Source organism: Serratia sp. BW106 (genome assembly GCF_002607755.1).
Lineage (GTDB): Bacteria > Pseudomonadota > Gammaproteobacteria > Enterobacterales > Enterobacteriaceae > Serratia > Serratia proteamaculans.
On sequence record NZ_MCGS01000030.1, the window covers coordinates 208047 to 219780 of the forward strand.

The following is an 11734-nucleotide window of genomic DNA, read 5'->3' on the forward strand; positions in this document are numbered from 1 at the left end:
CGGAAATATGAACTCTCGAGGTTACGATGAATGCTCAAAACCGCCGCCTTGACGGGGCCCTCGTGCTGGGCGCACTGGCCGTGTTATTGCTGCCGTGGTACAGCCAGGAAGCCGGGTTCTTCGACTTTGGCTGGCTCGGTACGCTGTGGCAGGATCAGGCAAGCGCGCCTGCGCTGTGGCAAATAATCACCTTTCAACGGCCCTGGCTGCTGATTGCTCTGCTGATGCTACTGGTTTGCGCACCGGCTCGTCTGTTGCCGGTGAGTCGCCTGCGTTCGCAATTGCTGATGGGGGCCAGCGTCATCGGCATCCTGTTTTTACTGTTTGAAGGCCATGCCATTGGCTACAGCGGCTGGAACTGGCAGTGGAGCGAACAGCTGTTTGGCGCGCTCAGCGACGGCCAACCCGCCTTTGGCGCCGGTGCCATTTTGCTGATCACCACCTTTTTGCTGCTGCTCTCTTTTGCGCTGGCCGAACGCGGCGTGCTGAAGGGGGATGCCTTTGTGGTGGCCGCCATTGTGCTGCTGGTCGCGCTGGTGACCACCTTCGTGCTTTATCCGGTGCTGAGCATGTTTGTCTCATCGGTACAGGACGTGGATGGGTCGTTTAAGCCCGACGGGCTGATCGCCAATATGCAGGATCCGGCCATCTGGAGCCTCGGCTGCCTGAAGGGTGGCAGTTGCGGTACCGCCTGGCGCACCCTGACCCTGGCACTGATGACCGCCAGCGGCTCTACGCTGCTCGGTCTGGCTTTTGCGCTGGCCGCCACCCGCACGCCGCTGCCGTTCAAAAAAGGGCTGCGCCTGCTGACCATACTGCCGATCATCACGCCGCCGTTTGTGATTGGCCTGGCGCTGATGCTGCTATTTGGCCGCGCCGGGGTGGTCACCGAACTGCTCGCCAGCCTGTTTGGCATCGAGCCCGGCCGTTGGTTATACGGCCTGACCGGCATCTGGATTGCTCAGGTGCTCTCCTTCACCCCGATTGCCTTCCTGGTGCTGATTGGCGTGGTGGAAGGGGTGAGTCCCTCGCTGGAAGAAGCCTCACAGACGTTGCGCGCTAACCGCTGGCGCACTTTCCGCTATGTTTCACTGCCGCTGATGGCACCCGGCCTGGCCAACGCCTTCCTGATCAGCTTTATCGAAAGCATGGCGGACTTCGGTAATCCGATGGTGCTGGGGGGCAGCCACGGCGTGCTGTCGACCGAGATCTTCTTCTCGGTGGTCGGGGCGCAGAACGATCCAAGCCGCGCCGCCGTGCTGGCCATCATCCTGCTGTGCTTTACCCTCAGCGCCTTTATTTTGCAGCGCCTGTGGCTGGCAGGGAAAAACTTCGCCACCGTCACCGGCAAAGGGGACTCCGGCACGCACTGCGGGCTGCCACGCGGCTTGCGCTATGGCGTGTACGCGTTGGTGATCCCCTGGGGTCTGTTCACGCTGGTGGTTTACGGCATGATCCTGATCGGCGGCTTTGTCCAGTCATGGGGGTTGGATAACAGCCTGACGCTGGGGCATTACGCCCGCGCCTTCGGTTTCCAGTGGAACAACGGCCAGATAGCCTGGACCGGCGTCGCCTGGAACTCGTTCTGGACTACCCTGGAGATCGCGCTGATCGCCGCGCCGCTTACCGCCATCGTTGGCCTGCTCACCGCCTGGCTGATCGTGCGGCAGAAGTTTGCCGGTCGTCAGACCTTTGAGTTTATGTTGATGCTCAGCTTTGCCATCCCCGGCACGGTGATCGGCGTCAGCTACATCATGGCTTATAACCTGCCGCCGCTGGAAATCACCGGTACTGCGCTGATCCTGGTGGCCTGCTTTGTGTTCCGTAATATGCCGGTCGGCGTACGCGGTGGGATCGCCGCCATGAGCCAACTGGATCGCAGCCTGGATGAAGCCTCGCTGACGCTGCGCGCCAGCAGTTTCCGCACCCTGCGCAAAGTGATCCTGCCGCTGCTGAAACCCGCCATCAGCGCAGCACTGGTGTATGCCTTCGTGCGGGCCATTACCTCGATCAGTGCGGTGATCTTCCTGGTCAGCGCTCAATACAACATGGCGACTTCCTACATCGTCGGGCTGGTCGAAAACGGGGAATACGGCGTGGCTATCGCCTACTCCTCGGTACTTATCGTGGTGATGCTGGCGGTGATCCTCACCTTCCAGCTGCTGGTTGGCGAACGTCGCCTGCGCCGCGCCATCACTGCCACTCCGCCGGTGACGCCACCCGCGGCCTTACATCAGGAGAATGCCCTATGACCGCCATTCGTTCCGGCTCGGTGGTGTTTGAAAACGTCACCAAACAGTTTGCCGACTTCACCGCCCTGCCCGGCCTTTCGCTCACCGTCGAACCCGGTACGCTGGTGACGCTGCTCGGCCCTTCGGGCTGTGGCAAAACCACCACCCTGCGCCTGTTGGCCGGTCTGGAGCACCCGACCTCGGGGCGTATTCTGATTGGCGGCAAAGACGTCACCCATCTGCCGGCCAATGAGCGCGACGTCGCCATGGTGTTCCAGTCCTACGCGCTGTTCCCGCATATGAACGCGCTGGACAACGTCATGTACGGCCTGCTGGCCAGCGGGCTGTCACGTAAAGAGGCGCAGGATCGGGCGCGCGAAGGGTTAAAACTGGTTGGGCTGGAAAATATGGGCCAACGCCTGCCCGCCGAACTGTCAGGCGGCCAGCAGCAGCGCATCGCCGTGTCGCGCGCACTGGTCCTGGAACCTCAGGTGTTGCTGCTCGATGAGCCCTTATCCAACCTTGACGAACGGCTGCGTCGCCGAGTGCGCACCGAGATCCGCGATTTGCAACAGCGCCTCGGCTTCACCGCGGTGTATGTCACTCACGATCAGGAAGAGGCGCTGGCGGTCTCCGATAAGATTATCGTCATGAAAGAAGGGCATATTGCTCAACAGGGTGCGCCTCAGGAGCTGTATCACTCGCCGGCTTCAGTGTTTATTGCCGACTTTATGGGTGAGGCTAACATCCTGCCCTGCGACATTGAGCGGGTAGACAACGGCGAAGCGCTGATCACCCTCGGCAGCCGTCAGTACCGGGTACCGGGTGCCAAAGCGCGCCCCGGCGCTGCGCAGCTTTCGGTGCGGCCACAGTTTATTACCTTACAGCCCGAGCAGAGCGGCGCATTAAACGGTGAAGTGACCCACAGCGCCTGGTTGGGGGACCATATCGAATATGAAGTGAAAACCGATCTCGGCGCGCTGTTTATTGTCGATGTGCAGATGGAACGCCAGCTGACGCCGACCACCCGCGTGGCCATTGATTTCAAATCTCAGGGACTGGTGCTGATTGCCCAGTGAACCTCAATACCTTAAGGAGCAAAGATGAATCAGTCCATTTCCCAGCGTTTGACGCTGGCCGAACAGGCGGCACGAGCAGCGGGCGACAAAGCGCTGGACTATTTTAACCGCCGCGAAAGCCTGGTGATTGAAACCAAACGCGATGCGCAAGATGTGGTATCGATCGCCGACCGCGAAGTTGAACTGCTGATCCGCGAGCAGATAGCCCGCCAGTTCCCGGACGACGGCTTTCTGGGAGAAGAATTTGGCCTGCAGCCTGGTGATTCTGGCTACACCTGGGTGGTAGACCCGATCGACGGCACCAGCCCCTTTGTTAACGGTATGCCTAACTGGTGCGTGTCGATTGCGGTGATCCATCAGGGTGAGCCGGTGATCGGGGTGATCGTCGCCCCCTGCCAGCAGGAGTGTTTTGTCGCGGCGCGCGGCGCGGGTGCCACCCTCAACGGTAAAACGCTGCAGGTGGATCCACAGCGCACCATGCAAAACCACGTCACCGGCTTTGGTGCCAACAGCTATGTGACACCGGAACGCGTTGGGGAAATCGCTGCCCAGATCACTGCGGTCGGTGGCAATTTCTTCCGCAACGGCTCCGGCGCCATGATGTTGGCCTGGGTGGCCGCAGGACGACTGGTGGGTTATTACGAACCTTATATGCATGCCTGGGATTGTCTGGCGGGTTACTGCCTGGTCAACGAAGCCGGTGGCTGGACCCATGCATTTAACACCGAAGGGGAACATTTGCTGCACGGCGGGCCGGTGCTGGCGGTCGCGCCAGGAGCCAAACAAGATTTAATGCGCATCGCGCAGCTGTAAATTGGCTGGATTTCAACATCGGGGCGCAGCCTGCAGCGCCCCTACTCGTCTATAACCCGCGTTTATCCATCAATACCGCCAGATCCACCAGCCGGTTAGAGAAGCCCCACTCGTTGTCATACCAGGCCAGGATCTTGACCAGCTTGCCGCCAATGACCAGCGTGGAAAGCCCATCAATCACGGAAGAGCGTGGATCGCCACGGTAGTCGCTCGACACCAACGGCTCATCGCTGTAGCCAAGAATATCCTTGAGAGGGCCGGATTCGGCTGCCTGGCGGAAAGCAGCGTTGATCTCTTCCACCGTCACCTCACGTTTCAGCGTGACCGTCAGGTCAACGATAGACACCACCGGTACCGGCACCCGCAGCGAGTAACCGGTCAAACGGCCCTCCAGCTCCGGGATCACCTTGCCGAGCGCTTTGGCCGCGCCGCTGGAATAAGGCACAATCGACTCTGCTGCGGCGCGGGCACCGCGTAAGTCTTTTTCCGGTTGGTCATGCAATGCCTGACTGTTGGTGTAAGCATGGGTGGTATTCATCAGGCCGTATTCAATGCCGAAAGCCTGATGCAATACCTGAGCGGCGGGTGCCAGACCGTTAGTGGTGCAACTGCCGTTGCTGACGACAAAATGTTTGGCCGGATCGTATTGCTGGTGGTTAACGCCCAGTACCAGGGTAATGTCGTCGCCCTTGGCCGGTGCCGAGATAATGACTCGCTTGGCTCCGCCTTTCGTGATGTGCACTTCAGCCTTGGCTTTGTCGGTAAAGAAACCCGTCGCCTCAATCACCACCTCGACACCCACGCTGCTCCATGGGATGGCCGCCGGATCTCTTTCGGAGAATACATGAATCGGACGACCATCGAGCAGCAACTGGTTTTCACCGGCTTCAACCTGGGCGGCCAGAGTGCCCGAAAGCGAATCGTATTTGAGCAGGTGCGCCAGGGTTTTGCTGTCGGTCAAATCGTTAATCGCCACGACTTCAAAGTCATCGCGACCTAATGCCGCACGCAAAACATTCCTGCCGATCCTGCCGAATCCATTAATGCCTACTTTGACCATGATCTACTCCTTCGTTATTGGCTCTGCTGCCAATTTAAGCCTGAGGGATGTGTGTCGTAAATGACGTTTACAGATCAATTTAGGCCAAAGTACGTGCATGAAAACGTTCGCGGTACTCTGTCGGGGTCAGCTGCAAATGCCGTTCGAAGACACGCCGCAGATTGAGGCTATTGCCGAAACCGCTGGTGAGGGCAATTTGCTCAATGCCTGCCGAGCTCTGTTCCAGGCGCTGTCGGGCGCTGTGCAAACGCCCTTCTTCGACAAATTTGGCCGGAGGAATACCGGCCTCACGCGTGAACACGCGGGTAAAGTTTCGTGGACTCATGGCAACCCGTTCGGCCAGTTTCTCGACGGAAAGATCTTCCGCCAGATTTTCCAGGATCCAGCACTGGAGATCGCGGATTGGGCCGGGAGTTTTAGCCTGATTTAACGGGTAACGGCTGAACTGCGCCTGCCCGCCGGGCCGACGCAAAAACATCACCAGGTCCTGCGCCACTTCGCGGGCCTGAGTAAAACCGTAATCGTCTTCCACTAGCGCCAGCGTCAGATCGAACCCGGAGCTGACGCCGCCGGAGGTCCAGACACTGCCGTCCTGCACATAGATCGGCCCATTTTCGACCAGCACTTTGGGGAAACGAGATTGCAAGGTGTCCAGCAACCGCCAGTGCGTGGTGGCACGACGGCCATCCAGCAACCCGGCTTCAGCAAGCAACAAGGCCCCGCCACAAACGGAGGCCATTCGACGCGCTTTGGGTGCGGCACGACGTAGCCAATCCACCACAAAAGCACTTTCTTCCTCGGTCGCCCCTTTGCCGGTGACGATGATGGTGTCACGCGCTTGTTCTGGATCCAGATCGCAAAGGCGATGGTCTGCCAACAGGTTCAAGCCGGAGGACCCATGCACCACGCGGTGAGACTGGGTAGTGACTATCGCTATCTGGTAGAGCGGCGCGTCATCGGGCCTCAAGCGGTTGGCTTGCATCAGGATGTCGGCGATCCCCGCCGACTCAAACAACATGCCCCCTTCAGGGACGATAATCAGAAATGTATGCATGTCGTTAAAATACAAATTGAGCAAAATAAGTCAAGCCCGCCGCAGAAACCTCAGGCGGGCTTTTGGCTATGGCCTAATTAGCGCCAGTCCAGCGCAGGGGCGATATGGGTCAGGATCGACTCAATCACATGGGCGTTATAATCAACACCCAGCTGGTTTGGCACGGTCAGCAGCAAGGTGTCCGCCTCGGCAATTGCTTCGTCCTGCGCCAGTTGTTTGATCAACAGCTCCGGCTCGGCGGCATAGCTGCGGCCGAATATCGCCCGGGTCTGATCGCCGATATACCCCACCTGATCGCCGTCCTGCCCGCTATTGCCAAAATAGTTGCGATCCCGCTGGTCCATCAACGCAAAGATGCTGCGGCTGACCGACACGCGGGGTTCCCGTTTATGCCCGGCGACCTTCCAGGCTTCGCGATACGCGCGGATCTGCTTCGCTTGCTGCACGTGGAACGGTTCGCCGGTTTCGTCGTTTTTCAGCGTTGAGCTTTGCAGGTTCATCCCCAACTTCGCCGCCCAAACGGCCGTAGCGTCTGAGCTGGCGCCCCACCAGATGCGATCCCGCAGCCCGGCGGAGAAAGGCTCCACCCGCAGCAAGCCCGGTGGATTCGGGAACATCGGCTGCGGGCTAGGTTCGGCGAACCCTTCGCCACGCAACGCATCAAGCAGCACTTCGGTGTGGCGGCGAGCCATATCGGCTTCGGTCTCGCCTTCGGCCGGGGTATAGCCAAAGTAACGCCAGCCATCAATCACCTGCTCGGGAGAGCCGCGACTGATGCCAAGCTGCAAGCGCCCGCCTGAAATCAGGTCGGCGGCGCCGGCGTCTTCCACCATATACAGCGGGTTTTCATAACGCATGTCGATCACGCCGGTACCGATCTCAATGCGCTGGGTTTTGGCACCGATGGCGGCCAACAACGGAAATGGCGAACCCAGTTGGCGCGCGAAGTGGTGTACGCGGAAATAGGCCCCGTCCGCCCCCAGCTCTTCTGCCGCGACGGCAAGATCGATGGATTGCAACAGTGCATCGCCAGCCGAGCGGGTGCCCGACTGCGACGAAGGCGTCCAGTGACCAAAAGAGAGAAATCCAATTTTCTTCATGGGTAGTGTCCTTAGAGTGAATTATGACCGGAATACAGTGACAAACATGCCCCCCTGCAAGCCAGGAAAATTGTATTGGACCGCACTAAACGAACCGTTTTCGGCTAGGAAAAACCTTAACGCCGGGTGCCCGTGGCCACCGCCCGGGCATTGTAATCAAAAAGTAAATATCGTATAACAGGCTGCTCCGAGGGGTGTCCTGTAAAGGGCTGAGATGGCGTAAGCCGAACCCTTTGAACCTGATCTGGGTCATGCCAGCGAAGGGACGGGTCGGCAATAACACCATCAGTTATTGCCCGTTCTTACCTCAGCACGCCCGGATCTCCACTTAACTTTTGGAGGTCCCATGTTTACCCCCCAATTCGACGACGGTCTTTATGGTCGGCTACGCCAACAGGCCGGTAGCCACTGGCAGGACTATGTCGCTCATCCCTTTATTCAGCAACTGGCTGCTGGTACCTTGCCGGAACCCGCGTTCCGTCGCTACCTGACCCAGGATTATCTGTTTCTGATCCACTTTGCCCGCGCCTACGCGCTGCTGGTCAGCAAGCTGCGCACCCTGCCGGAGATGCGCGCAGCCACCGCCTCGCTCAATGCGATTGTCGCCGAACTGCCTTTGCATCTGGCCTACTGCGCCGACTGCGCCGACTGGGGGCTGAGCGAGCCGCAGATTGCCGCCGAACCCGAGGCGGCGGAAACCCTCAACTACACCCGCTATGTGCTCGATATCGGCCACGCCGGTGATGCTCTGGATCTGCTGGCGGCCCTGCTGCCCTGCGTCGCCGGCTATGCCGAGATTGGCCTGCGCCTGCTCAACGACCCCGCCACGGTGATGGAAGCTAATCCTTATGCCTCGTGGATCCGCAACTATGGCGATCCGGCCTATCTGGCCGGGGTGCAGGCCGCACTCGACCTGCTGGAAAACGTTGGCCGCCAGCGTGGGGCTGAGAGCCGCCTGGCCGAGCTGTCGGTGATTTTCACCACCGCCACCCGGCTGGAATCCGCCTTCTGGCAAATGGGGCTGAATGCCCAATGAGTATAGGCAATGCGCAGCACGATGGCGTCCGGCCGGGTATTCAGGTGCGGGATTTAACCCTGCGCTTTGGTCAGCAGGTGATTTTCGACCGGCTTAGTTTTGATATCGCAGGCGGCAGCTTTGTCGCTCTGCTCGGTGCCAGCGGGGCGGGGAAAACCAGCCTGTTAAAGATTATTGCCGGGCTGGCGAAACCCACCTCCGGTACGGTCATCGGCAGCGATGGCCAGCCGATTGCCGGGCGCATCGCCTATATGGGGCAAAAAGATTTGCTCTATCCGTGGCTGACCATTGACCAGAACATTAGCCTCGGCGCGCGGCTACGCGGTGAAAAGGCCGATCGCCCCTGGGCGGAGCACCTGCTGGAACGCGTGGGGCTGAGTGGTTATGGCAACACTCTGCCTGCCGCGCTGTCCGGTGGCATGCGCCAGCGCGCCGCCATCGCCCGTACCCTGTATGAACGCCAGCCGATTGTGCTGATGGATGAACCCTTTTCGGCGCTGGACACCATAACCCGCGCCATGATCCAGACGCTGGCCGCCGACCTGCTGGCGCAACATACCGTGTTGCTGATTACTCATGACCCGATGGAGGCCTGCCGCCTTAGTCATCGCTTGCTGGTGCTGTCCCGCCCCCCCGCCGGTATCGACGATAGCCATATTATCGAAGGCCTGCCGCCGCGCGCACCGGACGATCCTCAACTGCTGAAAAGCCAGAGCGAGTTGCTGCTGCAACTGGTGAGGGCCGCCGGATGACGCCGCAGGTAGAAAGCCGCCTGTCACGGATGCGCCGCAGCCTGACGGTGTTTGCCGGCCTGTTACTGCTGTGGGGGCTGGTCACTTTGGGTGATATTCCCGCCTTTTTGCTGCCGTCCCCCTCTGCGGTAGCGCAGGCGCTGTGGAATGACCGGGCCTACCTCGCTTATCACACGCTGATCACCGCCGCCGAGATCGCCTGCGGCCTGCTGGCCGGGGTGTTACTCGGTGCCGTGCTGGCGCTGTGCATGATTTATTCCCCACGGCTACAACGCTGGCTGATGCCCCTGGTGCTGACCAGCCAGGCGATACCGGTGTTTGCGCTGGCCCCCCTGCTGGTGCTGTGGTTTGGCTTTGGCATGAGCGCCAAGGTGGTGATGGCGGTGCTGGTGATCTTCTTCCCGGTCACCTCGGCCTTCTTCGATGGGCTGCGCCGGGTCAATAACGATTATCTCGATCTGGCCCGCACCCTGCGCGCCTCCCCCTGGGCCCAACTGCGGCACGTGCGGCTGATGGCGGCACTGCCGGCCTTTGGTTCCGGGCTGCGGATGGCCGCTGCCGTCGCCCCGATTGGCGCGATTATCGGCGAATGGGTGGGCTCGGCGGAGGGGCTGGGTTACGTGATGCTTAACGCCAATGCGCGCATGCAGACCGACGTCTGTTTCGCCGCGTTGTTTATTCTGGTGCTGATGACCGTCTTGCTTTGGGTGACGGTGGACGCGCTGCTGCTGCGCCTGATCAACTGGGCGCCGGAACATGACTGAAAATAAGGGATCCACCATGATTAAAAATACCCTGTGCGGCCTGATGCTTAGCGCCACGCTGGCCGGGCAAGCCACTGCCGCTGAAAAACTGACGCTGGTGCTCGACTGGTATATCAACCCTGACCACGCGCCGATTATGGTGGCCGAGCAGATCGGTGCCTTCAAGGCCGAAGGGCTGGACGTCAAGATCGTGCCGCCTTCCGATCCGGCGCTGCCACCGCGGCTGGTGGCGGCAAAACAGGCCGATCTGGCGATCACCTATCAGCCACAGCTGCATTTCTTCGCCGATCAGGGCCTGCCGCTGGTGCGCGTAGGCACCCTGATTAATTCACCGCTGAATACTGTGATTACGCTGGATAAAAATATCACCACCCCGGCGGGCCTTAAGGGCAAAAAAATCGGCTACTCGGTCAGCGGTATCGAACAGGCCACGTTGGCAACCATGTTCAAACATGAACACCTCAAGCCTGACGACGGCAAGTTGATCAACGTTAATTTCCAACTGACCAGCGCCCTGATGGCAGGCCAGGTTGATGCAGTGATTGGCGGTTATCGCAATATTGAAGCGCTGGAACTCAAGCTGCAGGGCAAGGATCCGGTGGTGTTTAACGTGGAAGACTACGGGGTTCCGGCTTACGACGAGCTGATTATTGTCGCCAATCGCGACGTGGTGACCGAGCCGAAAATCAAAAAATTCCTCGTGGCACTGAAAAAAGGCAACGACTACCTGCAGGCCCACCCGCAGGAAAGCTGGCTGGCGTTCGCCAAGGCCCACCCGGAACTGAATACCGAGTTGAACAAACTGGCCTGGCAAGCCAGCCTGCCATTGTTCGCCCGCGATCCGGCCAGGCTGGATAAAGCGCGCTATCAGGCCTACGAACAATTCCTGTTCGACAATAAGCTGATCAAGAAAATCACCCCGATAGAGCAGTATGCGGTGGAGCTGCACTAAGGGCGCGGCATGCAGCGCCCCTACCACTAACTGGACTCAGGCAGAGGGGGCCAGGGTCACATCCCCCTGGCCGCTGCGCTGCAGGGCCTGCTGCACCAGTCCGTTCGCCTTGCACCGCTCCACAAATTCGCGCACATAGGCCGCCCCGGCTGTTTTTTCTCGCGGCACTGCCATCGCCTGGTGGATCGCGGTGAAGTGCCCGGCCAGCACCCGGAAAGCCGGATTTGCCGCTGCGGCGGCCAGCAAGGGTTGACGCACACCTGCTGCGGCATCCAGGCCCTGCTCCAGAAACAGGGTTATCGCCTCGGCGGAGGTCTCTGCTCGCACCAACTGCGCATGCTTTAAGGTGCGCGACAAATACAGGTCATAAGCCGCGCCCTTGCCCACCGCGATGCGCACCTCAGGCCGATCCAACTCGGCCACCTGCTGCCAGGGTGACGCCTGTGCCAGCAAATAAGTGCCTTCAATGATCACATAAGGCGCGCTGAAAGCGATTTGTTCCGCCCGCACCGGCTCGATAGCCATAAAGGCCACATTCCAGGCCGCGGTTGCCAACGCGGCGAAAACCTTGCCCGCCGCGTCGTAAGTCACCAACTCCAATGCCACGCCCAGTTCATGCGCCAATGCGCTGGCCAAAACCACGGATACGCCCTGCGGCTCGCCATCCGGCCCCGTCTGCGCCAAAACCGGATTGCCAAGATTGATCGCCGCGCGCAGGACACCCTGTGGGGCAAGATCATCAAGTACGGCTGCGGGAATAAGGTGCATGCTGTTCTCCTGAACAAAGCGTCAATACGCCACAACGACGTGACTCACTAATGTTATAGCCCAACGCCAGATGAGCAACTTTCAGCCGTTGTTACCCCTACAGACGTGATGGGTGTCACAGTATT

11 protein-coding genes and 1 riboswitch are annotated in these 11734 nt (G+C 59.9%); of the genes, 7 read left to right on the plus strand and 4 right to left on the minus strand.

The window, feature by feature from the left end:
• Positions 1–26 precede the first annotated feature (26 nt).
• The 3 genes from BEI65_RS19890 to BEI65_RS19900 are packed head-to-tail and all read left to right on the plus strand — an operon-like array spanning position 27 to position 4123.
• Entirely contained in the window at positions 27–2252 is a 2226-nt protein-coding gene (locus BEI65_RS19890; RefSeq protein ID WP_099064786.1) for an iron ABC transporter permease, read from the plus strand.
• Positions 2249–3310 carry an ABC transporter ATP-binding protein gene (locus tag BEI65_RS19895; protein ID WP_099064787.1) on the plus strand — a complete coding sequence of 354 codons (1062 nt, stop codon included), beginning with the start codon at positions 2249–2251 and terminating at the stop codon, positions 3308–3310. Before BEI65_RS19890 ends, BEI65_RS19895 begins: the two co-directional genes overlap by 4 nt.
• Before the next feature lie 24 nt (positions 3311–3334).
• The gene (locus BEI65_RS19900) at positions 3335–4123 is read left to right on the plus strand and encodes an inositol monophosphatase family protein (protein ID WP_099064788.1); all 789 of its coding nucleotides are present in this window, start codon (positions 3335–3337) and stop codon (positions 4121–4123) included.
• A gap of 49 nt (positions 4124–4172) precedes the next feature.
• Here BEI65_RS19900 and gap read toward each other — a convergent pair whose 3' ends face one another.
• From gap to BEI65_RS19915, 3 genes are all read right to left on the minus strand, one after another.
• The gene (gene gap, locus BEI65_RS19905; protein WP_099064789.1) at positions 4173–5183 is read right to left on the minus strand and encodes a type I glyceraldehyde-3-phosphate dehydrogenase; all 1011 of its coding nucleotides are present in this window, start codon (positions 5181–5183) and stop codon (positions 4173–4175) included.
• Positions 5184–5262: 79 nt separating this feature from the next.
• Positions 5263–6237 carry a GlxA family transcriptional regulator gene (locus tag BEI65_RS19910; RefSeq protein ID WP_099064817.1) on the minus strand — a complete coding sequence of 325 codons (975 nt, stop codon included), beginning with the start codon at positions 6235–6237 and terminating at the stop codon, positions 5263–5265.
• A 77-nt stretch (positions 6238–6314) separates the two neighbouring features.
• The gene (locus tag BEI65_RS19915) at positions 6315–7337 is read right to left on the minus strand and encodes an LLM class flavin-dependent oxidoreductase (RefSeq protein ID WP_099064790.1); all 1023 of its coding nucleotides are present in this window, start codon (positions 7335–7337) and stop codon (positions 6315–6317) included.
• A 180-nt stretch (positions 7338–7517) separates the two neighbouring features.
• A riboswitch (TPP riboswitch) is annotated at positions 7518–7620 on the plus strand.
• Positions 7621–7683: 63 nt separating this feature from the next.
• Between BEI65_RS19915 and BEI65_RS19920 the strand changes: the two genes are divergently transcribed.
• Genes BEI65_RS19920 through BEI65_RS19935 form a run of 4 tightly spaced genes read left to right on the plus strand, consistent with a single transcriptional unit; the run spans position 7684 to position 10841 of the window.
• Positions 7684–8373, plus strand: coding sequence for a TenA family protein (locus BEI65_RS19920; RefSeq protein ID WP_099064791.1), 690 nt, complete (start codon positions 7684–7686; stop codon positions 8371–8373).
• Positions 8370–9125 carry an ABC transporter ATP-binding protein gene (locus tag BEI65_RS19925; protein WP_099064792.1) on the plus strand — a complete coding sequence of 252 codons (756 nt, stop codon included), beginning with the start codon at positions 8370–8372 and terminating at the stop codon, positions 9123–9125. The genes BEI65_RS19920 and BEI65_RS19925 overlap by 4 nt, the downstream gene beginning before the upstream one ends.
• On the plus strand, positions 9122–9889 hold the full coding sequence (locus tag BEI65_RS19930) for an ABC transporter permease (RefSeq protein ID WP_085117461.1): 768 nt from the start codon (positions 9122–9124) through the stop codon (positions 9887–9889). Before BEI65_RS19925 ends, BEI65_RS19930 begins: the two co-directional genes overlap by 4 nt.
• Positions 9890–9905: 16 nt before the next feature.
• Entirely contained in the window at positions 9906–10841 is a 936-nt protein-coding gene (locus tag BEI65_RS19935) for an ABC transporter substrate-binding protein (RefSeq protein WP_099064793.1), read from the plus strand.
• 36 nt (positions 10842–10877) lie between these two features.
• Here the strand turns inward: BEI65_RS19935 and BEI65_RS19940 are convergent, their stop codons facing one another.
• The gene (locus BEI65_RS19940; RefSeq protein WP_099064794.1) at positions 10878–11609 is read right to left on the minus strand and encodes a transporter substrate-binding domain-containing protein; all 732 of its coding nucleotides are present in this window, start codon (positions 11607–11609) and stop codon (positions 10878–10880) included.
• Between the last annotated feature and the right edge of the window lie 125 nt (positions 11610–11734).